Raw genomic sequence first — 23,884 nt, 5'->3', positions numbered from 1 at the left:
CGAACGCTATGCTACGATCTCGCCAACGTCAAGCCAGCGCACAGAGGCCCTTTGCATGCGCTACTCCACCGAACACAAGCAACAGACCCGCGAAAAACTGCTGGCCAGCAGCGGCGCGCTGGCCAAGCGCGGCGGTTTCGCCAGCACCGGCGTGGCCGAGCTGATGAAAGCCATCGGCCTGACCGGCGGCGCCTTCTACAACCATTTCCCGTCCAAGGACGACCTGTTCACCGAGGTGGTGCGTCGCGAGCTGGGCAACAGCCCGCTGGCGCGCCTGGCTTGCCAGGGCCCTGACCGCGCGCGGCTCAAGCGCCTGCTCGAGCAGTACCTGAGCCTGGCCCACCTGCACAACACCGAGGGCGGCTGCCCGCTGCCACCGCTGGGGGTGGAGATCGCCCGCGCCGAGCGCCCGGTGCGCGAGGAGGCCGAACACTGGCTGGTGGAACTGCACCAGGCCTGGAGCGAAACCCTGGAGGACCCGCAACTGGCCTGGGCGTTGCTCAGCCAGTGCGTCGGTGCGCTGGTGGTCGGGCGCATGCTCGCCAGCGAACCGGTGCAGTCCCAGGTGCTCGACGCCAGCCGCGCGTTGCTCGACAAGGTGTTCGATGAGACGCGCTAGCGCCCTGCTCGGCCTGCTGCTGGCACTGCCCGCGCTCGCTCAGCAAAGCTGCCCCCAGGGCGAGTATCCCGTGTGCCTGGTGGTGTGCTTCTGCGCCCCGATCGACCCCGCCCAGGGCGGCCAGGTGTTGCAGGATGTCGAGCGCATGGCCACGGCGAGCCTGGTGTTCGCCCTGCGCCAGGCCCGCGACGAGGCCACCGCCAATGGCACCCAACCCATCCCACTGCATATCCGCGCCCAGCTCGAGCCCTGGTATGACTTCGCGGTGCTGGACGCGGCGCGCTATCGCGTGGGTAACGAGCAACAGGTCAGCGCGGCCAATGCGCTGTTGCAGAACCCGGACGTGAACGCCGTGACCCTGATCGACACGGTGATCTTCCGCCGACCCGCCGATGCCGAAGACAACGTGGCGCTGTGGGCCCATGAGCTCAAGCATGTGCAGCAGTACCAGGAATTGGGGGTGGAGGAATTCGCCCGGCGCTACACGCGCAACTACGACGACCTCGAAGGGCCGGCCTATGAGATCGAGGCGAAGGTGGCCAAGGCACTGCGCGAACGGGGCACCGGCGGCCCGCGCTAACGTTCGCGCCCGAAGTACTCCGACGGCGACACCCCCAGGGTACGACGGAACATCGCGCTGAAAGCACTGGGGCTGTCGTAGCCCAGGTCCAGCGCCACCTCCAGCACCGAGTGCCCCGCCGCCAGCGCGTCGAGCCCGACCAGCAGGCGCATGCGCCGCAACCATTGCACCAGGCTCAGGCCGGTCTCGCGCTGAAACGCGCGGGTCAGGGTGCGGGGGTTGAGCCCGCAATACGCCGCGGCCGTAGCCAGGCGCCAATCCTGCGCCGGTGCCAGGCGCAGGGCCTCGCACAATGCCAGCAGCTCGGGCGAACGGGGGCTGGGCACATGCAGCGCCAGTACTGGCAACACGCGGATCTCGTCGAGGATCAGGTCCATGATCCGCGCCTCGCGCCCCTGCATCGGAGAGTCCGGGGCGATGTCCATGGCGCGGATGATCAGCTCACGCAGCAGCGGCGAGATCTCGATCACCTGGCATTGCTGCGGCAGCCCCGGGCGCGCACCGGGGTCGACGAACAAGGTACGCATGCGCACCACCCCGGACATGCGCAATTCATGCTCACTGGCCGCCGGCACCCATACCCCGCGCCCCGGCGGCACTACCCAGCTGCCCTCGCGGGCATTGACCGTGACCACCCCGCTGATGGCGTGGATCAGCTGCGCGCGGTCGTGGCAGTGCGGGGCGATGTGCTCGCCGTGGCGGTAGTTTTCGGCGAGCGGCAGGATGATCGGAGCAGTCATTGGAGGCCTTTGGCTAGGGAGCGATTCGCATAGTCCTGCACCAGCCCCATCGCCGGCAAGCTAGCTTCCACAAGGTTCGCGGTACGCTGGATGATCGCGTTCAGAGCAAGCCCGCTAACGACTGCGCAACAGCAACGCCGCCGCCGCGCAGCCGAGCAGCGCCAGGCACGACAGGTAGAACGCATCCGAGTACGCCATCAGGTAGGCCTGCTCGCGCACGCTCTGGTCGATCAACGCCAAGGTCTGCATCACCTGCGGCGACTGAGGGTCGACCATGCCGCCGGGTAGCCGCTGCTGCAAAGCGCCATCGAACACGGTCAACCCTTCGCCGATGCGCACCGAGTGAAAACGCTCGCGCTGCGATACCAACTGCGTGAGCAAGGCGGTACCCAGCGCGCCGCCCAGGTTGCGCAGCATCGAGATCAACGCCGAGGCCGAGCCGGCCTGGGCCTTGTCCAGCCCCTTCACCGCCAGCACCGACAGCGCCACCATGATCAACGGCTGGCCAATGCCACGCACCACGGTGGACGGGATGATCACGTTGCTGCCGGCGTCCACGGTCAGTTGCGAGCCCAGCCAGCAGCCCAGCGCCATGATGGCGAAACCACTGGCCACCAGCAGCTTGGCGTTAAGCCAGCGCATCAGCCGTGGCAGCAAGGGCGCCAGCAGCAGTTGCACCAGGCCGTAGGCGATCAGGCTCTTGCCGATCTCACTGGCGCTGTAGCCCTGCACCAGCGACAGGTAGTTGGGCACCAGGAACACCAGGCCGAAGGTGGCCGCGCCGAACACCGCCATGGCCAGGCTCGACACACCGAAGTTGTAGCCCGCCAGCAGGCGCAGGTTGATGAATGGCCGCGCGCCCCACAGCTGGCGCTGGATGAACAGCGCCAGGCACAGTAAGGCGACCAGGCTGAAGCCGAGAATGAACGACGAGTCGAACCAGTCCTTGCGCCCGCCCTCTTCCAGCACCACTTGCAATGCACCCAGCCCCAGCGCCATGGCCGCAATTCCCAGCCAGTCGGCCCGGCGCAGCGCACTCCGGTCCCCCGCCTGGCCCTTGATCGACCAGGCCACCGCCGCCAACAGGGCGATGCCCGGCGGCAGTTGCAGCAAGAAGATCCAGCGCCAGGAGTACAGGTCGGTGAGCCAGCCGCCGATCGATGGCCCTGCGGCCTGGGCCACGCTGTTGGACAGGCTGAACAAGGCCATGCCCAGGGCAATGCGGCTGGCCGGCAGCTCGGTGATGATCAACTGCATGGACAGCGGGATCAGCACCGCGCCAGAAGCGCCCTGGATCACCCGCAGGATGATCATCGCCTGCAGGCTCGGCGCCAGGGCGCAGCTCACGGAGCTGACCAGGAACAGCGCCGAGCCCACCAGCATCACCCGGCGCAGGGAGAACACCTGCACCAGCCAGGCGGTCAGCGGGATCATGCTGATCTCGGCCACCAGGTAGGCGGTGGATATCCACGAGCCTTCCTCGAAACTCGCCCCCAGAGCGCCCTCGATTTCCGGCAGTGCGGCACTGGTGACGTGCACGTTTATGCCGGCCATGAAGCAACCGAACAGGCCACCGATCACCGCCACCCAGGCCCTCAGCGGAACCTTGTCCTCAACGCTCATCACGGGCCTGCCGGGTGTCGACGGTGGCAATCACCGACATGCCCGGCAGCAGCCGTGGGGCGTCGTCGGGCGCGGGGTCCAGGTGGATGCGTACCGGGAAACGCTGGACGATCTTGGTGAAGTTGCCGGTGGCATTGTCCGGCGGCAACAAGGCGAACACCGCGCCTGAGCCCGGCGACACACTGTCGACGGTGCCGCCCCAGTGCTGGCCGAAGGTATCGATCTCGAGCCGTACCGGTTGCCCCGGGCGCAAGTGGGCCAGTTGTGTCTCCTTGAAGTTGGCCACCACGTATGCCTGTGCCACCGGCACCACCGCCAGCAGCGGCAACCCCGGGGTGACGTATTGCTGCTGGCGGACCTTGCGCTGCCCCACCACCCCATCGAACGGCGCGCGGATCTCGGTATCGGCCAAGGCACTGCGCGCCAGCGAAGCTTCGGCGCGGGCCTGGTCGAGGTCAGCCTGGCGCTGCGCCAGTTGCGCCTCGAGTTGCCGGCCCTGCTGGGCCAGCACCTCACGGTGCGCATGCTGGCGCGCCAGCTCGGCATCGGCGGCGCGCTCGAGTGCCAGGGCCTGGATATGCGTGGCACGGGCCTGCTCCATGCGTTGCACGCTGGCCGCCTGCCACTGGCCCAGGCGCTGGTAACGCTGCCAGTCGGCCGCCGCGCGTTGTGCCTCGCCGCGGCTGCCGGCGCGTTCGGCCTCGGCCCGGGCGATGACCTGGACCTGCTCGAGCTGCTCGGCGTTGAACGTACCCAGGCGCATGCGCTGCACGTACACCGCCGCCTCGCTCACGGCCAGGCGCGCCTCGGCCCGGCGCAGGCGGTCGCGAAAATCGCGGGCGTCGAGGCGCACCAGCAGGTCGCCAGCCTTGACCGTGGCGTTGTCGGCCACCACCACCTCGGCCACATAGCCATTCACCCGTGCGCTGACTGGCGCCCAGTCGGCGCGCACGTAGGCATCGTCGGTCTGTTCCAGGAAGCGCCCATCGAGCCACCAGTACGCCGCGCCGGCCAGCACGGCCAGCACCAGCCCGCCACCCAGGCCCAGGCGCAGGCGATGCCGGGTGCGTTGCTGTCGAAGATCGTGTCGTGGGTCTGGGCTGACCGCCTGGTTCATGCTTGGGCTCCATCCGATGGGGGGAGCGCCAGAGTAAGGAATCTGCGCCTGTCGTTCGCACGCGATTGAGCAGGCTATCGTCGCAAAATGGACAGCAGTCAACCTTGCAGGTACATCACTACCTGGTCTGCGGCCGCCGCCGGGTCTTCTTGCATGAAACAGTGCCCGCCTGCCACTTGCATCGCGCTCACCTGAGCGTTCAACCCGGCCAGGCGCTGCACCGAGCGCGGCACGAACGGATAGGTGTGTTCGCCATAGAGAATGCGTGTCGGTGTGTCGATGGCCGCCAGCTGCTGCCACATGCGTGCAGGGAACGAGCTGAAGACCTCCACCTCGCGGCTGGGCCGGCACTTGAGCACCACGCCCTCTCCACAATCGCCGATGGCGTGCTCCACATAGGCATGCAGCGCGGTGTCGGCCCAGCCCTTGAAGATGCCACGGCCCTGCAGTGAGGCCAGCGCCGCCTGGCGGTCGGGCCAATGGCTGCGGCGGGTCGCGGCCTTGCGCGCCAGGGCGTGGCGGCGGTGCAGGCCGACCAGCGCGGCGGCCCCCATCACCCCGAGCATGGGCCGGCTGAACAGCACCGGGTCGAGCAGCACCGCGCGCTGGAACAGCTGCGGCTGGCTGGCCAGGATCAACCCGGTGAGCACGCCGCCGAAACTGTGGCCGACGGCAAAACGCGGGGCATCAGCATAGTCGCGGCGCCCGGCCTCGAAAGCCTCTACCGCCAGCGCGGCAGTACGGTTCCAACCCAGGAAGTCACCGCCGTGGTCGCTGTCGCCATGGCCTTGCACATCGCACAGCCACAGGTCGAAGTGCTCCGCCAGGCGCAGCAGCAGCGGTTGGTAGGCCAGGCAGCAGAAGCCGTTGCCATGCAGGAAGTGCAGCAACGGCCGGCCACTGGCCGGGGTGCGCCAGCCACGCAGGGTGAAGCCTTCGGCACATTCATGGGACCAGGGAATCAACTCCATCTACTGCACTCGATCGGCTCTAGGAAAACGCCGATTCTACAAACAGCAGCGGATACAGTGAAATCACCAGCAGCACGGCCATCAGGACATTGAACAGCACCACCGCGCGTGGATTGCGCAACNNGTTGCGCAAGGCGCTGCCGAACATCACCCAGATACCGACGCTGGGCAGGTTGACCAGGGCGAACACGGCGGCGATCACCACCACGTTGAACACATAGCCCTGGGCCGGGGTGTAGGTGGTGATCGCCCCCACCGCCATCACCCAGGCCTTGGGGTTGACCCACTGGAACGCCGCGGCGCCCCAGAAGCCCAGGGGCTTGCGGCCGCTGGCGGCATCGCCGGACATCGGCCCGGAAGTGGCGATCTTCCAGGCCAGGTACAGCAGGTATGCAGCGCCGGCATAGCGCAGGATGCTGTACAGCGGCGGCCACGCCTTGAACACTTCGCCCAGCCCCAGGCCCACCGCCAACACCATGAACATGAAGCCGACACTGATGCCCAGCGCGTGGGGGATGGTGCGACGCACGCCGAAGTTCACCCCCGAGGCGAGCAACATGGTGTTGTTCGGGCCAGGGGTGATGGAGGAGACGAAGGCGAACAGCACGAAGGCGCTGAGCAGGTCGAGGGAGGCAAGCATGGCGGCGGTCTTCCGGGTTTCTCGTTGTGGTGCTGCCACAGTAACGGAGCCGCACGGCAACCGACCGGTACAGTTGAGTTAAATTGAACGAATACACTCTACTGAACTGTTCGTGTCGCTTCCGTAACGTTGGGCCGTTACCATGGCGCCAGCCCATACACAAGGAAGCCAAGACATGAGCCTGACCCTCCGCCCCGCCGTGCGCAGCGACGCCGCGCAGATCCTCGCCTTCATCACCGAACTGGCCGACTACGAACGCGCCCGCCACGAAGTGGTGGCCAGCCTCGCCGACATCGAGCACAGCCTGTTCGACGAGGGCAGCACGGTACGTAGCCTGATCTGCGAACGCGATGGCCAGGCCATCGGTTTTGCCGTGTACTTCTACAGCTATTCCACCTGGCTGGGGCGCAACGGCATCTACCTCGAAGACCTGTACATCACCCCCGAGCAGCGTGGCGATGGCGCTGGGCGCCAACTGTTGCGGCATATCGCCCGCGAGGCGGTGGAAAAAGGTTGCGGGCGCCTGGAGTGGAGCGTGCTGGACTGGAACGAGCCGGCCATTGGTTTCTACCAGTCGCTGGGCGCCGAGCCGCAGGACGAGTGGATCCGCTATCGCCTGGACGGCGAGCGTCTGCGCCAGTTCGCCGAAGGTTGAAGGCCGGCGCGGATTCTGTAGGAGCGGCCTCGTGTCGCGAAAGGGGCGCGAAGCGCCCCCGCGATTTCAGCCATTATGTTGAAAACCTGGGGCCGCGCTGCGGCCCTTTCGCGACACAAGGCCGCTCCTACCCAATCCAGCAGCCGCAAAATTTCCCTTGGGCTGATTTGAACATCACGCCATTCCTGGCCTCCAACGTTTGATGCCATGCCATCTTTCGCCAGGAGCCCCGCCATGCCCACAGCCCCCCGTGGAGCACGCCGACCATGAAGATGCCCTGCCGCGCGCCCAACGCCTGCCTGCAACTGGACTATGTTCGCGACACCCTGTTCGGCCCGGTGGCCTTGAGCGTCGAGTGCCAGGTGCAGCTTGCCGCGCTCACCCTGCAGGGCCGCCCCGCGCTACGCCTGCACATCTGCCCTCCACTGCCGGACAAGGTCGAACGCGCCCACAGCGTCGCCTTCACTTGGGATGGCCGCAGCTACCGAGGTGTGGTCCGCGACCAGGGCAAGTGCGGCGATGGCGGCTTGAACCTGTTGCTCGAACTGCTGTAAGGCGATCAACGGCCAGCAACCCGGCTGAACCCGCCACGCCCTGCGTGTCTCCATAACAAGAGGAAGCGCCACGTCGCGCCCTTGAGGAGATCGCCATGAACAGCCCCTTGCTCAAGCTATTCACCCACCCCGCCGACGCCTGGATCGAGATCCGTCGCGCCGAAGAAGACCATCCCCGCCAGTACCTGCCGCGCCTGCTGTTGCTGGCGCTGATACCCGCCATTTGCCTGTTCGTCGGCACCACCACCTTCGGCTGGAGCCTGGCCGGCGAGGCGCGCGTGCGCCTGAGCATGGCCAGCGCCGCACAGCTGGCGGGCCTGCTGTACGCCACTACGGTGGCCGGGGTGATGCTGATGGGGGTGATGATCCGCTGGATGTCGCGCGGTTTCGATGTGCAACCAAGCCTGAACCAGTGCATTGGTTTTGCCGCCTACTGCGCCACGCCCTGGTTCGTCGCCGGGGTGGTCGGGCTGGTGCCGATGCGCTGGCTGGCGCTGCTGGCCCTGCTGGCGGCCTCGGCGTATGCCAGTGTGCTGCTGTATGGCGGGCTGCAGACCTTCCTGCGCCTGCGCAAAGAGCAGGCCATGCTGTTCGCGACCTGCGTGTGGGGGGTGGGCTTGTTGCTGCTGGTCACCATCCTGGTGGCGATGATCCTGTTCTGGTTCAACGGCCTGATGCCGGAATATGTACGCCCGGCCAGCCTTGGCTGACCGGGCATCGCACGCTCAGGCGCTTGCCTTGAGCGGTTGCGCTTGCGCATGGTGGTGCTGCTTGAGCTGCGCCACCAGCGCCACCAGGTCACGGCAACTGTTGAGGCTGGCCACCGACACTTCGGTGGTGAAGCAGTCCCCCAGGTTGTCGCCCTGGCTCAGGCGGATGGTGAGGTGTTCGCCGTCAGGGCAGCTCACCTCGCAGTGATCGGGCAGGCAGCCCTGTTCAATCATCTGCCGCATTTCAAGCATCGAGACTCCAATCAACGACATGGTGCGACCCTCTCTTGTGCTGGATGGCCTGTTGTGTGGTTACGCCCTTGGGCGGCGTAGTGCCAATTGATATTGCCCATGCCCCAAGCGGCAATCCATTCGCCCGGGCAATCATGCTGCGCAAGATCAACTAGCACCTTAGTGGAAGAATCCGCCAGGGCGGGGAATGTTCGATCCAAGCCAACCACCAGGCGACAGATGGCAGCCTCGCGACCGCTCGTCCCTTGCCGCCGTGGAGGGTTAAAACTTTTACGCCTGCGCCCGCCTCCCACGATCAGGTATGGGCAGCGACGCAAGGATCCGAGCATTTCATGATCGACGCCAAACTCTACGTCATCGACTACACCCTGCACGGGCAGCACAAGTCGTTCATCATCCGCGCCGAGCGGATGGACAACGCCGAAGCCTGGCACTGGGCCAGCTGCGATGCTGGCGTGGGGCGCATTGGCCGCTACGACCGGGAGAAGATCCGCAAGGTCAGCCGGCCGATGGCCGAGCGCCACGGCATCAGCGAGGTGAGCTGGCGCCAGACGGGCTGAGCGAGGCCCACAGGTGCTGGGCGGCATAGGCACGCCATGGCCGCCACGCCAGGGCACGCTCGGCCAGCACTGCCTGTGGCCCTTCCAGCAGCCGCAAAGCCTTGACCAGCGCTACGTCGCCCAAGGGCAGCGCATCGCCGGCCCCCAGTTGGCGCAGCGCCAGGTAGTGGGCGCTCCACGGGCCGATCCCCTTGAGCGCGCACAGGCGGGCTAGCGCTTCATCCAGCGCCTGACCCGGTCGCAACAGGTCGGGTTGCTCCAGCAGGGCGCTGGCCAGGGTGGCCAGCGTCGCCGCCCGCGACCGGGGCATCCCCAATCCCTCCAGCGTTGCCTGGGCCAGTACATCGGCGAGCGGGAACACATGGGTCAGCGGCGCGGCATCGAGCCGCAGCCCTTCCCCATGGCGTGCCACTAGGCGCCCGGCCAGGGTCATTGCCCCGGCCACGCTGATTTGCTGGCCCAGCACCGTGCGAATGGCCTGCTCGCAGGCATCCCAGCCCTGGGGGACACGTAGGCCGGGGCGCTCGGCCAGCAGCCGGGCCATCAACGGGTCGCGGGCCAGGTCCTGGGCGATCCGCGCCGGCCGGGCATCGAGGTCATACACTCGGCGCAGCCGGGCGATCAACCCAGGCAGCGCGGCAGGCGCCACGCCCTGCAAGCGCACTTGCAACCAGCAACCGGCCACCGCGCTGGCCTCCAGCACAGCGTGCCGGCCGGCGCATACAAAGCTGCGCCGGTACACGCCGTCGGTGAACGTCTCGATGCCGGGGATGCAGCGGGCCGCGAAGAAGGCTTGGGTCGAAGGCCAGTGGTAGGGGGGCTGGTAGCGTAGCCAGAGCAGGTGCGCGTTACCTGGGCGCAGGGAGCGGCGGACGGCGTGCAGGGAGGACAGAAGGGTCATGGTAGGTCGACTTACCAGAGGGCTGCGGCGCAGCCCAATCGCTGGCAAGCCAGCTCCCACAGGTACAGCGCTGATCCTCGAGCCAGCGCCGAACCTGTGGGAGCTGGCTTGCCAGCGATTGGGCCCGGGAAGGCAACACGGATTGCCTCATACCTCAAGACCAGCCCTGTACCTGCAAGCCGGCGATGAGGCGTCATCATGCGCGCTACCCAGCGCAAAGGCGAGCGCCGTCAGGCTTGCGCCTCGCCCTCCTCGTCACGCCGATGCGCCCACTGATACAGCGCCGGCAGCACCAACAGGGTCAGCGCAGTGGATGACAAGATCCCGCCGATCACCACCGTCGCCAGCGGCCGTTGCACCTCGGCGCCGGTGCCGGTGGCCAGGGCCATGGGGATGAACCCCAGCGAAGCCACCAGTGCGGTCATCAGCACTGGGCGCAAGCGCGTCAACGCCCCCTCCTCGACCGCCGCCCGCAGCCCGCGTCCTTCTTCACGCAGGCTGCGGATGAAGGCGATCATCACCAGGCCGTTGAGCACCGCCACACCCGACAGCGCGATAAAGCCCACCCCGGCAGAGATCGACAGCGGAATATCCCGCAGCCACAACGCCAGTACACCCCCGGTCAGGGCGAAGGGGATGCCGGTGAACACCAGCAGGCCATCCTTGAGGTTGTTGAACATCATCAACAGCAGCGCCATCACCAACAGCAACGACACCGGCACCACCACCCGCAGGCGCTCGGCGGCCGACTGCAACTGTTCGAACTGGCCACCCCAGCGGGTCCAGTAGCCCGGCGGGATCTGCACCTGGTCGATCAGCGTCTGCGAGGCCTCTTCGACAAACGAGCCCAGGTCGCGCCCGCGCACGTTGGCGCTGACCACCACCACCCGCTTGCCATCCTCGCGGCTGATCTGGTTGGGCCCCAGTTGCAGGTTCAGGGTGGCCACCTGCGCCAGCGAGATGAAGCCGATCTGCGTGGCGCCCGCGGCGGCACTGGCCGGTACCGGGATCAACAGGCTGCCCAGCCCGTCGACATCGGTACGCAGGGCCTCGGGCAGGCGCACCACCATGTCGAAGCGACGATCGCCCTCGTACAGCGTGCCGGCGCTGCGCCCGCCCACGGCGATGGCGATGGCATCCTGCACGTCGCCCACGTTCAGGCCATGGCGCGCGGCCTTGTCGCGGTCGATGTCAATGGTCAGCACCGGCAGGCCGGTGGTCTGTTCGACCTTCACTTCCGAAGCCCCGGGTACTTGTTGCAGGCGGGTGGCGATATCGGCGGCGGTGCGGTTGAGCACGTCCATGTCGTCGCCGAACACCTTCACCGCAACATCGCTGCGCACCCCGGAAATCAGCTCGTTGAAGCGCAGCTGGATCGGCTGCGACAGCTCGTAGTTGCTGCCCGGCACGCTGGCGGCGGCGCGCTGCACCTCCTGGATCAGCTCATCACGCGGTTTGCCTGGGTCCTGCCATTGCTCGCGAGGTTTGAGCATCACGTAGGCGTCGGAAATGTTCGGCGGCATCGGGTCCGAGGCGATCTCGGCGGTACCGGTGCGGGCGAATACTCGCTCCACTTCCGGCACCTGCTCGATGATGGTCTTCTCCAGGCGCTGCTGCATGTCCACCGACTGCGTGAGGCTGGTGCCCGGCACGCGCAAGGCCTGCAAGGCGAAATCGCCCTCGCTCAGGCTGGGGATGAACTCGCTGCCCATGCGGTTGGCCAGCACGCCCGACAGCAACACCAGGGTCGCGGCACCGGCGAAAGCCAGGTTGCGCCGGCCCAGCACCCAATCCAGCACAGGGGCGTAGCGACGGCGTGCGGCGCGCATCACCACGCCCTCCTCCTCTTTCACCTTGCCGGTGACGAACAGCGCGAGGGCCGCCGGCACGAAGGTCACCGAGAGGATCATCGCCCCCAGCAGCGCCAGCACCACGGTGAAGGCCATGGGGTGGAACATCTTGCCCTCGACCCCGGTCAGGGCAAAGATCGGCAGGTACACCACCATGATGATCAGTTGCCCGTAGATCAGCGGCCGGCGCGCTTCGCGGGCGGCGGCAAACACTTCGTGGAAGCGCTCGGCGCGGGTCAGGATGCGGCCGTGGCGCTGCTGGGCATGGGCCAGGCGGCGGATGGCGTTCTCGACGATTACCACCGCGCCGTCGACGATGATGCCGAAGTCCAGCGCCCCCAGGCTCATCAGGTTGGCGCTGACCTTGTTGCTGAACATGCCGGTGAAGGTGAACAGCATCGACAGCGGAATCACCATGGCAGTGATCAGCGCCGCGCGGATGTTGCCCAGGAACAGGAACAGCACGGCGATCACCAGGATCGCGCCTTCGATGAGGTTCTTCTTCACCGTGGCGATGGCCTTCTCGACCAGGTTGGTGCGGTCGTACACGGTAATCGCCACCACGCCCTTGGGCAGGCTGCGGTTGATCTCTTCGAGCTTGGCCGCCACCGCTTGCGAGACCGTACGGCTGTTCTCGCCGATCAGCATGAACACCGTGCCCAGCACCACCTCGCGGCCGTTCTCGGTGGCGGCACCGGAACGCAGCTCCTGGCCCAGCCCCACCTCGGCCACATGGCTGACGCGGATGGGCGTGCCATCGACGCTGGAGATGACGATGTTGGCGATGTCCTCGGCCGAGGCTACCTGGCCGGGGGCGCGGATCAGCAACTGCTCGCCGTTGCGCTCGATATAGCCGGCACCGACGTTGGCATTGTTGCGCTCGAGCGCGGCGATCAGGTCGTTGAGCGTGAGCTTGTAGGCCGCCAGGCGCTTGGGCTCCGGGGCGATCAGGTACTGCTTGGCATGGCCGCCGATGCTGTTGACCTCGGCCACCCCCGGCACGTTGCGCAGCTGCGGCTTGATGATCCAGTCCTGGATCACCCGCAGGTCGGTGGCCGTGTAGGGCGTGCCATCGTCCTTCAGCGCACCGTCCTTGGCCTCCACCGTCCACAGGAAGATTTCGCCCAGGCCAGTGGAGATCGGCCCCATGGCCGCCTCGATGCCTTCGGGCAGTTGCTCGCGGGCCACTTGCAGGCGCTCGTTGACCAGCTGGCGGGCGAAGAAGATATCGGTGCCGTCATCGAAGATCACCGTCACCTGCGACAGCCCCGAACGCGACAGCGAGCGGGTTTGCGCAAGGTTCGGCAGGCCGGCCATGGCGGTCTCGATGGCGTAGGTGATGCGCTGCTCGGTTTCCAGCGGCGAGTAGCCGGGGGCGGCGGTGTTGATCTGCACCTGCACGTTGGTGATATCGGGTACCGCATCGATGGGCAGCTTCTGGTAGCTGTGGATGCCCACGGCGGCCATCAGCACCACGGCGAGCATCACCACCAGGCGCTGCTCGATGGCAAACTGGATCAGGCGTTCGAACATGAAGAATGTCCCCGGTCAGTGGCTGTGTGCGGCCGAGCCTTTACCCAGCTCGGACTTGAGGACGAAACTGCCGGCGGCGGCGATGACGGTACCGGCAGCGAGCCCCTCGCGGATTTCCACCTGGTCGCCATCCCGGCGCCCGGGCTTGACCGGGCGCGCCTCGAAGCCCTCCTCGGTGCGGGCGAACACCACGGTCTGCTCCTCCCAGGTCTGCAAGGCCGCCTGCGGCACCACCACGGCGGCATCGAAGCGTTCGACGGTGACCGCGATGTTGACGAACAGGCCGGGGCGCCAGGCGCCATTGGGGTTGGCCAGGGTGGCGCGCACGGTGGCGGCGCGGTTCTGCTCGCCGAGCAGGCTGCCGACGTAGTTGACCTTGCCCTCGACCTGCGCGCCGAGGTCTGGCGCGCTGACGGTGACACCACGGCCGCTGACCACCTTGTCCAGGTCGCGCGGGGCCACGGCGAAGGTGGCCCAGACCCGGCTCAGGTCGGAAAGCGTGAAGGCGTTGCTGGTCTCGTCCACCACCTCGCCCACGGTCAGGTGCTTCTCCACCACCACCGCGTCGAACGGGGCGCGCAGCTCATAGCGGTTGCCCTTGCCGGCGGGTGCCACGGCGGCGACCTTCTGCCCGGCGTTGGCGGCGGCGATCTCGGCCTCTTGCAGGGCCTGGCGCGCTTGCAGGTAGTCCTGCTCGGCGCTGATGCGCTCCTGCCACAGCTGTTTTTCCCGCTCGAAGGTCAGGCGCGCCAGCTCCAGGCGGCGCTGGGCGGCCTGCTGCTCGCTGCGCAGCTCGGAAATCTGCTGGCTGGCGATCACTGCCAGTACCTGGCCGCGCTTGACCGCCTGGCCCAGGTCGGCGTGCACCGACTCGACCACGCCGGGCACCCGCGGCACGACGTGGGCGGTGCGGTCTTCGTCGAAGCGGATCTCGCCGGGGAAGCTGATGGCAGTGCCGAGGGTCTGCGGGCCGGCGGTGGCCAGTTGCACACCCGCGGCCTGGATTTGTTCGGCGCTCAAGTGCAACTGGCCCTCTGCTTCGGCATGGCTCTCGCCTTCGGCCTCGCCATGGCCGTGGCCATCGTCCTTTTCTTCGTCGTGGCCGTGGCCTGCTTCTTCGCCGTGGCCGTGGCCTTCTTCGCCTTGGTCGTCATGCTGAGCCTGGCCGCTGGAGGCCTGGCCGAGGGTGCCGGTCCAGGCCAGGCCGCCGAGGCCGAGGGCGGCCAAGGCAGCGGCGAGGATCGCGAGTTTGCGGGGGTTGGTCATTGTCGTTCCTGCTGCAAAGGGTTGTCAGTCGAATCGCCGGGGCCGCTGCGCGCCCCATTCGCCGGCGAGCCGGCTCCCACAGGGTGCGATGTGGTTTCTGTGGGAGCCGGCTTGCCGGCGAATGGGCTGCGCAGCAGCCCCTTGTCACCGTGCTCTCGGAAGCTCGCCGTAGATGCGCTCCACCTGCGCCCGCGCATCGGTGGCCGAGGCCAGCGCGTCGAGGTACAAGCCCCGCGCCTCGATCAAGGTGCGCTGGGCGTCGAGCACATCGAGGAAGGCGAACTTGCCCATCTCGAAGCCTCGGGTGGCGGTGTCCACCGCCTGCTGCGCCGCCGGCAGGATGGTGCGGTCGTAGGCCTGCACCTCGCCCATGGCCGTGGCCCACTGGTCCAGGGCACTGCGGGTATCACTGCGCAGGCGCAGCTCCACGGCGTTACGCAGGTCGCGGGCCTGGTCGGCACGGCGTGCGGCGGCCAGCACGTTGCCCTGGTTGCGGTCGAACAGCGGCAGCGGCATCGACAGGCCCACTACGTTCACCCGTTCACGGTCCTCGCGGCTGTACTGGCTGCCGACGCTGACGGTGAGGTTGGGGATGCGCTGGGCCTTTTCCGAGCCGAGGCTGGCTTCGCCGCGTTCGATCTGCGCGGCGGCCAGGCGCCAGTCGGCGGTTTGCTCGACCCGGGCCAGCAATTGCTCGGTGCCTGGTGCAGGGCCAGGCGAGAGGCTGGCGTCGTCGAGGCGATCAAAACCGGTTTCGGCGCTGCCGGTCAGGCGCGCCAGGGATTGCCAGGCCACGCTGCGTTCGGTTTTCGCCCGACGCGCCGCGGCTTCGGCCTGGGCCAGCTGCACCTGGGCACGGGTGGCCTCGACCGGTGATGACTGGCCGGCCTTGACCCGCCCTTGCACCACGCGCAACCCGCGCTCGGTCAGGGCCTGGGACTGCTGCGCCAGCTCCAGCGCAGTCTGCGCGCGCAGGGCGGCGTGAAAGGCCTGGATCACATCGGCGCGCAAGGCATTGCGCTGGCGCTCGAGTTCCAGGCGGGCGACTTCCTGGCCGGCGCTGGCCAGGTCGATGCGTGCGCCGCGCTTGCCACCCAGCTCCAGCGCCTGGCTGAGGGTGACGGTGGTGGTGCTGGTGTCGCGGCGGGTGTCCTCGACTTCCCAGGACAGTTCGGGGTTGGGGACCAGCCCTGCCTGGCGACGCTCGCCCTCGGCGATGCCGATCTCGCGGCCCACGGCGGCCAGTTCCGGGTTGTGGGCGTAGGCGGCGGCCAGGGCCTGGTCCAGGCTCAGGCCTTGCGCACCGGCGGGGCCGGCCAGCAACAGGCAGAGCAAGGCAATCTTGCGGGGGATGGGCACGGCTTGGGTCCTCGTCGACAAGCGGCGGAATGCGTTGGCGAGGGACTGTAGGGAGCGGTGGTTATCGGGGTGGTGGCGTGAAGATTACAATTTTGAAATGTTCTCACTATCACTTCTACAACGATCTGGCTCGGGCGATTGCAATGTGACTTAAAAGTTGTCTGTGAGGGACTCATCGGCCAATTCACAATCAGGTGACACTATGTTCGTGACCAAAGAACAAATTGCAATTGCCAAGGAGCTCTGGGAGCTCGCCAGGGACGCCTGCGTAGTGGCACATTGCAACTGGGGGCTGCTGGAGGGAAGTAAAGCCAGCATCATTCAAAGCCTGCGCGATCACGGCACCCGGCCCCTTGCTGCCGAAGAGGCATTCAAGCTTTTTCGTGAAGAACGCTTGGACGCCTACCACAAACTTCTTCTGGTAAAAGACGAGCGCGCACAAGAGCTCGCTGAACTCGAACGTCGCTATCAGCAGCAGTAAGCACAATAACAAAAGGCGCCCATCGGAAACGCACTGTGCCAGACAAAAAGGCTGCAAACCCTCTGGCACAACTGTGCGGTAATCGCACAGATTTGCTCGTATCCAGATGCTTCAAATTGACGAAACTAACCAGATAGTACAAATATCGGAGCATCCAAAAACAACAAAGCGATACCCCGCCATGCCCCCTCGAATCCTCGTACTCAACGGCCCCAACCTCAACCTGCTGGGCACCCGCGAACCGGCCCAGTACGGCCATGAAACCCTCGCCGATCTGGCCAACCTGTGCGCCACCAGCGCCGCCGAGCTGGGCCTGGAACTGGAATTCCGCCAGACCAACCACGAAGGCGAGCTGCTCGACTGGATCCATGCCGCCCGTGGCCGCTGCCACGGCATCCTGATCAACCCCGCCGCCTGGACCCACACCTCGGTGGCCATCCGCGACGCGCTGGTGGCCACCGAACTGCCGGTAATCGAAGTGCACCTGTCCAACGTGCACAAGCGCGAACCCTTCCGTCACCTGTCGTTCGTTTCCAGCATCGCCGTCGGCGTGATCTGCGGCCTCGGCAGCCAAGGCTACAAGATGGCCCTGGCGTACTTCGGCGAGCACTTCAAGGAGCAGGCATGAACCGCACAGGCATCCTCGCCGGCCTGATCGGCCGTGGCATCCAGGCCTCGCGCACCCCGGCGCTGCACGAGCACGAAGGCGACGCCCAGGCCCTGCGCTACCTGTACCGGCTGATCGACGCCGACCTGCTGGGCGTGGACGACAGCGCCCTGCCCCACCTGCTCGATGCCGCCGAGCGCACCGGTTTCACCGGGCTGAACATCACCTTCCCGTTCAAGCAGGCGATCCTGCCACTGCTCGACGAGCTCTCTGAAGAAGCCCGTGGCATTGGCGCGGTGAACACCGTGGTGCTACGCGATGGCAAGCGGGTCGGGCACAACACTGACTGCCTGGGCTTCGCCGAAGGCCTGCGCCGCGGCCTGCCAGGCGTGGCCAAGCGTCAGGTGGTGCAGATGGGCGCGGGGGGCGCGGGCTCGGCAGTGGCCCATGCACTGCTGGCCGAAGGGGTCGAGCGGCTGGTGCTGTTCGAGGTGGACCGGGCCCGTGGGCAAGCGTTGGTGGACAACCTGGTGCAACGCTTTGGTGCCGGGCGGGCGCTGCTTGGCAGCGACTTGGCCTGTGCCGTGGCCTGTGCCGATGGCCTGGTCAACACCACGCCGGTGGGCATGGCCAAGCTGCCCGGCATGCCACTGCCAGCCGAACTGCTGCATGCAAGGCTGTGGGTGGCGGAGATCATCTACTTCCCGCTGGAAACCGAACTGCTGCGCCATGCCCGGGCCCTGGGTTGCCGCACGCTGGATGGCGGCACCATGGCGGTGTTCCAGGCGGTGAAGGCGTTCGAGTTGTTCAGTGGGCGGGCGGCAGATGCCGGGCGCATGCAGGCGCATTTCGCCAGCTTCGATTGAGGTAGACGCGGTCCCTGTGTAGGAGCGGCCTTGTGCCGCGAAAGGGCCGCAGAGCGGCCCCGGGGTTATTGCAACACTGCACAAATTGCTGGGGCTGCTTCGCAGCCCTTTCGCGGCACAAGGCCGCTCCTACACAGAGCCCGTGCCTACAGGCCAGGCTCACGCCTTGATATAGCGCATCACCGCCTCGCAGATCACCTGCTTGTGGCGCTGCTTGATCTGCTCATCCGACAGGTCGATCTGGAAGATATCGCCAAACGTGTGGCGGTTGGACACCCGGTAGAAGCAGAACGAACTCATCAGCATGTGCAGGTCGATCACCTCGATGCCTGGGCGAAACACGCCCTGCTCCACACCACGGGCAAGGATCTTGCCCAGGGCGTCGAGCACCATGCTGCTCATCTCGCGGATCACCGGCGACTGCTTGACGTACTCGCCGTAGTGGATGTTCTCGGTGCAGACGATGCGCACGAAATCGACGTTGTTGGCATGGTGGTCGAAGGTGAACTCCACCAGGCGCTGGATCGCCTGCTCGGGCTCCAGGGATTCGAGGTCGAGGCTGTGCTCGGTCTTGCGGATGTCGCCGTAGAGTTTGACCAGGCACTCGACGTACAGCTGCTCCTTGCTGCCGAAGTAGTAGTAGATCATGCGCTTGGAGGTGGCGGTGCGCTCGGCGATGGCATCCACCCGGGCGCCGGCCAGGCCTTGTTGGACGAACTCGGTGATGGCGGCCTGGAGGATGTTCTCGCGGGTCTTTTCCGGGTTGTTCTTGCGCGTCTTGCGCGCCCCCTCGACTTCAGGCTTGACTACCGAATCACTCATACCGACTCACAGGCTCGTTGTAGGAATCCGGACGATTATCCGTGAGCCGGGCGACGCAGGGAAGCGCGCTGTTGGTCGCGTGGTCAGCGTCGCCTGTTCAACCCTCATCGCGGGGCAAGCCCGCTCCCCCAAAACCGTGGGAGCGGGCTTGCCCCGCGATGAGGGCGCAACTCACAACACCGGCTTGCGCCCTACCCCGCTACGCGCCTTGGCCATCGCCGCCAGGCGCACCGCCACGTTGGCCGCGCCGTACCCGGCATAGCCACCCTTGCGCTGGATGATCTCGAAGAAGAACCGCCCTTCGAACGGCTCGGTGTACACATGGAACAACTCGCCGCCCTGGGCATCGCGGTCGTAAAGCACGTTGTAGTACGCCAGCTCGCTCAGGAACTCATCGTCGAAATCGAAGCGCGCCGCCAGGTCGTCGTAGTAGTTGAGCGGAATCTCCAGCAGCGGCACACCCGCCTCCTTGGCGCGCACCACTTCGCGGAAGATGTCGTCGCAGTCGAAGGCGATGTGGTGCACGCCCGAGCCGCGGTAGCTGTCCAGCGCATGGGCAATGGCGGTGTTGCGGTTCTCCGAAATGTTCAGCGGCACGCGCAAGGTGCCGCAGTGGCTGCGCAAGGCGCGGCTCTTGACCAGGCCATAGGGGTCGGGCAGTACCACCTCGTCGTCGGCGGTGAAGTCGAACAGGCTCTTGTAGAACAGCACCCAGCTGTCCAGCGCCTCGGCCGGCAGCGCCAGGGCCATGTGGTCGATACGCCGCAGGCCGCCGCTGGCGGTGGCCGTGGGGTCCAGGTGGAAGTCGGTGTCGTAGATGGTCTGGCCTTGCCCATCAGGTTCGACCAGGTAAAGCAGGCTGCCATCCGGTGCACGTACCGCCGGGATCTCACGCTCGTTGGGGCCGACCAGCCCACGGAACGGCTGGCCCCGGTAGGCGATGGCGCGCTGCAATGCAGCCTGGCCATCGTTCACCCGCAACGCAGTGGCGCACAGCGACGGGCCGTGGGCCTCGAAGAAGTTGTGGGCGAACGAGTACGGTTCGGCGTTGAGCACGATGTTGATATCGCCCTGGCGCAGCAGGCGCACGGCCTTGCTGCGGTGCGCGCCTGCCTCGGCGAAGCCCAGGCGCTTGAGCCACACGCCCAGGCGTGCGCCGACCGCCTCGTCGACCGCGAACTCGAGAAACTCCACGCCGTCGTAGCTGCTCGCAGCGGGCGGGGCGAACAGCACGCCCGGCTCCACCGCCCGCGCCTCGCGCACCAGTTGCAGGCGGGTCTTTTCTTCCAGGTACAACAGCGAGCGCAGGCCATCGGCGGCGTTCTGCCGAGGCGGCGCGGCGCGGAAACCATCGTTGAAGATCTCCAACGACAGCGGGCCGCGATAGCCGGTGGCGAGGATTGGCGCGAGGAAACCCGCCAGGTCCATCTCGCCCTGCCCCGGGAAGCAGCGGAAATGCCGGCTCCACTCCAGTACGTCCATGGCCAGGATCGGCGCGTCGGCCATCTGCACGAAGAAGATCTTGTCGCCTGGGATGTCGCGGATGGCACTGGGGTCGCCCTTGAGCGACAGGGTGTGGAAGCTGTCGAGGATCACCCCCAGCGCCGGGTGGTCGGCCTGGCGCACCAGGTTCCATACCTGCTGGTAGGTGTTGACGTGGCGGCCCCAGGCCAAGGCCTCGTAACCAATGCGCAGGCCCCGGTCGCCGGCGTGCTCGGCAAGCAGGCGCAGGTCATCGACCAGCAGCTGCTCATCACCCAGGGCGTCGGGCTGGACGTTGCTGCACACCAGCACCAGGTCGGTGCCCAGCTCCTGCATCAAGTCGAACTTGCGCGCGGCACGGTCGAGGTTCTTGTGCAAACGGTCGCGGCGGCAACCTTCGAAATCGCGAAACGGCTGGAACAAGGTGATGGTGATGCCGAGGTCGGCGCACATCTGGCGGATCTCGCGGGGGCTGCCGGCGTAGTACAACAGGTCGTTCTCGAAGATCTCGACGCCGTCGAAGCCCGCGGCGGCGATGGCTTCGAGTTTCTCTGGCAGGGTGCCGCTGAGGGACACGGTGGCGATCGAACGCTGCATGGGGGAGTTCCTTGTTATTGGGCGACAAGTCGGCATCCCGGTGGTCGCTACCGGCCTCTTCGCTGGCAAGCCAGCTCCCACAAGGGCAGCACTGTCCTTGTGGGAGCTGGCTTGCCAGCGATGAGGCCTTGGCAGCAACAACGCACTCAATGCCTGGCACGATCGATTATTCGCAGGTAAAGTCGCCCCGGCAACGCACTTTGTACGAAACAGTTAGTTTTTGTTCGATTACCGAACAAAACCCGTTTCGGCGAATTGATTCACCCCGCCCCGTGAACAACCATGATCGACAGTCGCAGGCCCCGCCGGCCTTTCTCGCTGCCACGCCGGTCGTTCGGCGGAGCCTGCGCCGCACAGCCCAACGTCACCACATAATAAGTTCAAGAAAACGGGTACCGACCTATGCACAGCTTCCTCGCCCTGCGATCCGCACCGCCGCGTTCGTCTTCTCTCCACAGCCCCGTTCACGTGCCCTGCGCGCGCTGACCCCCGGCCCCTGACAAGAACAACGGAGACAACATGGCCCGCTCAAGCTCCCAAGCCAAGAAAGCCACCGCCAGCGGTTGGATCGGCTCTGCCCTCGAGTACTACGACTTCTTCATCTACGCCCAGGCCGCAGCGCTGATCTTCCCGCAGATCTTCTTCCCGTCCACCGACCCGAAGATGGCCATCATCGCCTCGCTGGCCACTTATGGCGTGGGCTACCTGGCGCGACCCGTCGGCGCCTTCGTGCTTGGCCACTGGGGTGATACCCGTGGGCGCAAGAACGTGCTGCTGCTGTGCATGTTCCTGATGGGCCTGTCGACCATGGCCGTAGGCCTGCTGCCCACCTACCACGACATCGGCCTGCTGGCCCCGGCGTTGCTGGTGGTGCTGCGCCTGATCCAGGGCTTCGCCGTGGCCGGCGAAATCTCCGGGGCCAGCTCGATGATCATGGAGCATGCGCCGTTCGGTCGCCGTGGCTACTACGCCAGCTACACCCTGCAGGGCGTGCAGGCCGGCCAGGTGATGGCGGCGGCGGTGTTCCTGCCGCTGGCCTACTTCATGCCCAGCGAGGCGTTCAACGAGTGGGGCTGGCGCATCCCGTTCCTGATGAGCGCCGTGGTGCTGATCGCCGGCTTCATCATCCGTAAGGAGGTGCACGAGACCCCGGCCTTCGTTCAGGAGGAAAAGCAGGACAAGGTGGCCAAGTCACCGATCAGCGAGGCCTTCCGCCACAGCTGGAAGCACATGGTGCTGGTGATGTTCATGGCATTGATGAACGTGATCCCGGTGGTCGCCACCATCTTCGGCGCCGCATACGCGGTGCAACCGGCCTACGGCATCGGCTTCGACAAGAGCGTGTACCTGTGGATCCCGGTGGTGGGCAACATCGTCGCGGTGCTGGTGATCCCCTTCGTGGGCAACCTTTCGGACAAGATTGGCCGCCGCCCGACCATGATCGCCGGCTGCCTGGGCTCGGGCCTGCTGGCGTTCGTCTACCTGTACGCGATCAGCATCCAGAACGTGCCGCTGGCCTTCGCCGCCTCGATCTTCATGTGGGGCATGGTCTACCAGGGCTACAACGCGGTGTTCCCCAGCTTCTACCCGGAGCTGTTCCAGACCCGCTACCGCGTATCGGCCATGGCCATCGCGCAGAACATCGGCACCATGATCACCGCCATGCTGCCAGCGCTGTTCGCCCTGGTGGCGCCGCCGGGGTCGGAGAACATCCCGCTGGTGGTGGGTAGCTTGGCGTTCTTCATCACCTGCGTGTGCGCGTTTGCCGCGTACCTGGCGCCGGAGACACACCGCTTGGCGATGGAAGACCTGGGTAATCCGCAGGCCCAGCCGATGGAGCGTGAAGCTTATGAGGCCAGCCGCAAGGGCAGCCTGAAAGCGTTCGGGCATTGAAGCACGATCGCGGGGCCAGTCGCAGCAGCGCACCGCCGCTCCCACGAGCTTGCAGCCGAGCACGTGGGAGCAACTGTCTTGCGCGGTCTGTAGGAGCGGCCTTGTGTCGCGAAAGGGGTGCGCAGCGCCCCCAGGATCTCGAATACACCTCAAGATCGCCGGGGCCGCTTTGCGGCCCGTTCGCGACACAAGGCCGCTCCTACAGAGACCGCGCAAGATGTGGGAGCGGCGGTGCGCCGCTGCGACTGGCCCCGCGATCAGTCCGGTAACCGATAGCGCTCGGCAAAGTACTGCCGGAAGAACTCCACCGCCACTCGCACCTTGGCCGACCCGGCCAGGGGCGCGGTGTACACCGCCCAGATATCCGCCGCCTGCTGGTAGTCCGGCAGCACCTGCACCAGCCGCCCGTCCTCGATGCTGTCGTGCACGTCCCACCACGAACGCAGCAGGATCCCCCGACCATCCAGGCACCACTGGTGCGCCACCTCGCCATGGTTGCTCGACAACGCACCCGTCACCCGCACGCTCTCCTCGCCTTGTGGCCCCTCCAGGTGCCACAGCCCGAACGGGTGGTCGCGCTCCTTGATCACCAGGCAGTCATGGCTGGCGAGGTCGGCCAGTACTTTCGGCGTACCGCGTTCGGCCAGGTAGCGTGGCGCCGCGCACAGCACCCGGCGGTTGCGCGCCAGCGGCTTGGCGATCAGGTGCGGGGCGATCACGTTGCCGACGCGGATGTCCAGGTCCACGCCCTCGGCGATCAGGTCCACCAGCCGATCATGCACGTCCAGACGGATGTCCAGCCGTGGGTAACGCGCCGCCAGCTCCGACAGCGCCGGGGCCACGAAGCGCCGGCCCAGGCCCAGGCTGCTGGCGATGCGCAACTGGCCGGCGGGCTCGCGCTGGCCGGCGTTGAGGTCGTCGTCCATGCGTTGCAGGGTGTCGAAGATCTGTTGCGCCCACTGGTAGACCCGCTCGCCCTCCTCGCTCACCGTCACCCGCCGGGTGGTGCGGTGCAGCAGGCGCACGCCCAGGCTTTCCTCCAGCAGGCGAATGCGCTTGCTGACGAACGCCGCCGACATGCCGCGCTCGTCCGCCACCGCGGCGAAACTGGCGCGGCGCGCCACCTGGAGGAAGATATCGAGGTCATCGAGATTCGGCAGATTATTCACGCTTCGTGCACCAAGAATTGATCGATCAGCGGATTAT

General features: G+C 66.6%; 23 protein-coding genes. 10 read left to right on the top strand and 13 right to left on the bottom strand.

Going from position 1 to position 23,884, the window contains the following annotated elements; genetic code table 11:
- The first annotated feature begins 55 nt into the window (after positions 1–55).
- Together IX761_RS24065 and IX761_RS24060 are read left to right on the top strand one after the other, a co-directional pair.
- Positions 56–619: a TetR/AcrR family transcriptional regulator gene (locus tag IX761_RS24065; protein ID WP_194792003.1), complete on the top strand. Its 564-nt coding sequence runs from the start codon at positions 56–58 to the stop codon at positions 617–619.
- A complete protein-coding gene (locus tag IX761_RS24060; RefSeq protein WP_194792002.1) occupies positions 606–1,199 on the top strand; it encodes a DUF4157 domain-containing protein in 594 nt (197 codons plus the stop codon). The genes IX761_RS24065 and IX761_RS24060 overlap by 14 nt, the downstream gene beginning before the upstream one ends.
- Here IX761_RS24060 and IX761_RS24055 read toward each other — a convergent pair.
- The 5 genes from IX761_RS24055 to IX761_RS24035 all read right to left on the bottom strand — a co-directional run bounded on the left by IX761_RS24055 (position 1,196) and on the right by IX761_RS24035 (position 6,290).
- The gene (locus tag IX761_RS24055; RefSeq protein ID WP_194792001.1) at positions 1,196–1,939 is read right to left on the bottom strand and encodes an AraC family transcriptional regulator; all 744 of its coding nucleotides are present in this window, start codon (positions 1,937–1,939) and stop codon (positions 1,196–1,198) included. The two genes, IX761_RS24060 and IX761_RS24055, sit on opposite strands and share 4 nt — an antisense overlap.
- 114 nt (positions 1,940–2,053) lie before the next feature.
- On the bottom strand, positions 2,054–3,562 hold the full coding sequence (locus IX761_RS24050) for an MDR family MFS transporter (RefSeq protein ID WP_194792000.1): 1,509 nt from the start codon (positions 3,560–3,562) through the stop codon (positions 2,054–2,056).
- Positions 3,552–4,679 carry an HlyD family secretion protein gene (locus tag IX761_RS24045; RefSeq protein ID WP_194791999.1) on the bottom strand — a complete coding sequence of 376 codons (1,128 nt, stop codon included), beginning with the start codon at positions 4,677–4,679 and terminating at the stop codon, positions 3,552–3,554. The genes IX761_RS24050 and IX761_RS24045 overlap by 11 nt, the downstream gene beginning before the upstream one ends.
- Before the next feature lie 98 nt (positions 4,680–4,777).
- Positions 4,778–5,650: an alpha/beta hydrolase gene (locus IX761_RS24040; protein WP_194791998.1), complete on the bottom strand. Its 873-nt coding sequence runs from the start codon at positions 5,648–5,650 to the stop codon at positions 4,778–4,780.
- Positions 5,651–5,669: 19 nt separating this feature from the next.
- Positions 5,670–6,290: a LysE family translocator gene (locus IX761_RS24035; protein WP_194791997.1), complete on the bottom strand. Its 621-nt coding sequence runs from the start codon at positions 6,288–6,290 to the stop codon at positions 5,670–5,672.
- Positions 6,291–6,465: 175 nt separating this feature from the next.
- Here IX761_RS24035 and IX761_RS24030 point away from each other — a divergent pair, with 175 nt between their 5' ends.
- The 3 genes from IX761_RS24030 to IX761_RS24020 all read left to right on the top strand — a co-directional run bounded on the left by IX761_RS24030 (position 6,466) and on the right by IX761_RS24020 (position 8,209).
- Positions 6,466–6,945, top strand: a complete 480-nt coding sequence (locus IX761_RS24030; protein WP_194791996.1) for a GNAT family N-acetyltransferase — start codon at positions 6,466–6,468, stop codon at positions 6,943–6,945.
- A 266-nt stretch (positions 6,946–7,211) separates the two neighbouring features.
- The gene (locus IX761_RS24025; RefSeq protein WP_194791995.1) at positions 7,212–7,499 is read left to right on the top strand and encodes a hypothetical protein; all 288 of its coding nucleotides are present in this window, start codon (positions 7,212–7,214) and stop codon (positions 7,497–7,499) included.
- A 95-nt stretch (positions 7,500–7,594) separates the two neighbouring features.
- On the top strand, positions 7,595–8,209 hold the full coding sequence (locus tag IX761_RS24020) for a Yip1 family protein (protein WP_194791994.1): 615 nt from the start codon (positions 7,595–7,597) through the stop codon (positions 8,207–8,209).
- Between the two features lie 15 nt (positions 8,210–8,224).
- Here the strand turns inward: IX761_RS24020 and IX761_RS24015 are convergent, their stop codons facing one another.
- On the bottom strand, positions 8,225–8,482 hold the full coding sequence (locus IX761_RS24015) for a DUF1652 domain-containing protein (RefSeq protein ID WP_194791993.1): 258 nt from the start codon (positions 8,480–8,482) through the stop codon (positions 8,225–8,227).
- A gap of 311 nt (positions 8,483–8,793) precedes the next feature.
- Between IX761_RS24015 and IX761_RS24010 the strand changes: the two genes are divergently transcribed.
- Positions 8,794–9,021 carry a DUF6555 family protein gene (locus IX761_RS24010; RefSeq protein WP_194791992.1) on the top strand — a complete coding sequence of 76 codons (228 nt, stop codon included), beginning with the start codon at positions 8,794–8,796 and terminating at the stop codon, positions 9,019–9,021.
- Here IX761_RS24010 and IX761_RS24005 read toward each other — a convergent pair.
- From IX761_RS24005 to IX761_RS23990, 4 genes are all read right to left on the bottom strand, one after another.
- The gene (locus IX761_RS24005; RefSeq protein WP_194791991.1) at positions 8,990–9,922 is read right to left on the bottom strand and encodes a DNA-3-methyladenine glycosylase family protein; all 933 of its coding nucleotides are present in this window, start codon (positions 9,920–9,922) and stop codon (positions 8,990–8,992) included. The genes IX761_RS24010 and IX761_RS24005 overlap by 32 nt on opposite strands.
- Positions 9,923–10,152: 230 nt before the next feature.
- A complete protein-coding gene (locus IX761_RS24000; protein WP_194791990.1) occupies positions 10,153–13,305 on the bottom strand; it encodes an efflux RND transporter permease subunit in 3,153 nt (1,050 codons plus the stop codon).
- A gap of 15 nt (positions 13,306–13,320) precedes the next feature.
- Positions 13,321–14,571, bottom strand: a complete 1,251-nt coding sequence (locus IX761_RS23995; protein WP_194791989.1) for an efflux RND transporter periplasmic adaptor subunit — start codon at positions 14,569–14,571, stop codon at positions 13,321–13,323.
- A gap of 144 nt (positions 14,572–14,715) precedes the next feature.
- Complete coding sequence (locus IX761_RS23990) at positions 14,716–15,930, bottom strand: TolC family protein (protein WP_194791988.1); 1,215 nt, start codon at positions 15,928–15,930, stop codon at positions 14,716–14,718.
- Between the two features lie 202 nt (positions 15,931–16,132).
- Here IX761_RS23990 and IX761_RS23985 point away from each other — a divergent pair, with 202 nt between their 5' ends.
- The 3 genes from IX761_RS23985 to IX761_RS23975 all read left to right on the top strand — a co-directional run bounded on the left by IX761_RS23985 (position 16,133) and on the right by IX761_RS23975 (position 17,884).
- Positions 16,133–16,411 (top strand): hypothetical protein, encoded by a 279-nt coding sequence (locus tag IX761_RS23985; RefSeq protein WP_194791987.1) that lies wholly within the window; start codon positions 16,133–16,135, stop codon positions 16,409–16,411.
- Between the two features lie 181 nt (positions 16,412–16,592).
- Positions 16,593–17,039, top strand: a complete 447-nt coding sequence (gene aroQ / locus IX761_RS23980; RefSeq protein WP_194791986.1) for a type II 3-dehydroquinate dehydratase — start codon at positions 16,593–16,595, stop codon at positions 17,037–17,039.
- Positions 17,036–17,884, top strand: coding sequence for a shikimate dehydrogenase (locus tag IX761_RS23975; RefSeq protein WP_194791985.1), 849 nt, complete (start codon positions 17,036–17,038; stop codon positions 17,882–17,884). The genes aroQ and IX761_RS23975 overlap by 4 nt, the downstream gene beginning before the upstream one ends.
- Positions 17,885–18,043: 159 nt before the next feature.
- Here IX761_RS23975 and IX761_RS23970 read toward each other — a convergent pair whose 3' ends face one another.
- On the bottom strand, positions 18,044–18,706 hold the full coding sequence (locus IX761_RS23970) for a TetR/AcrR family transcriptional regulator (RefSeq protein ID WP_194791984.1): 663 nt from the start codon (positions 18,704–18,706) through the stop codon (positions 18,044–18,046).
- 171 nt (positions 18,707–18,877) lie between these two features.
- Positions 18,878–20,785, bottom strand: coding sequence for a 3-dehydroshikimate dehydratase QuiC (quiC, locus tag IX761_RS23965; RefSeq protein WP_194791983.1), 1,908 nt, complete (start codon positions 20,783–20,785; stop codon positions 18,878–18,880).
- A 519-nt stretch (positions 20,786–21,304) separates the two neighbouring features.
- Here quiC and IX761_RS23960 point away from each other — a divergent pair.
- Positions 21,305–22,678: an MFS transporter gene (locus tag IX761_RS23960; RefSeq protein ID WP_194791982.1), complete on the top strand. Its 1,374-nt coding sequence runs from the start codon at positions 21,305–21,307 to the stop codon at positions 22,676–22,678.
- Positions 22,679–22,935: 257 nt separating this feature from the next.
- Here the strand turns inward: IX761_RS23960 and IX761_RS23955 are convergent, their stop codons facing one another.
- Entirely contained in the window at positions 22,936–23,847 is a 912-nt protein-coding gene (locus tag IX761_RS23955) for a LysR substrate-binding domain-containing protein (RefSeq protein ID WP_194791981.1), read from the bottom strand.
- Positions 23,848–23,884: the final 37 nt, after the last annotated feature.

The organism is Pseudomonas sp. UFMG81, assembly GCF_015354575.1.
In the GTDB taxonomy this organism is placed as follows: Bacteria; Pseudomonadota; Gammaproteobacteria; order Pseudomonadales; family Pseudomonadaceae; genus Aquipseudomonas.
Note: the sequence above shows the minus strand (reverse complement) of the source record. Positions and strands in the feature narration are given on the sequence as shown.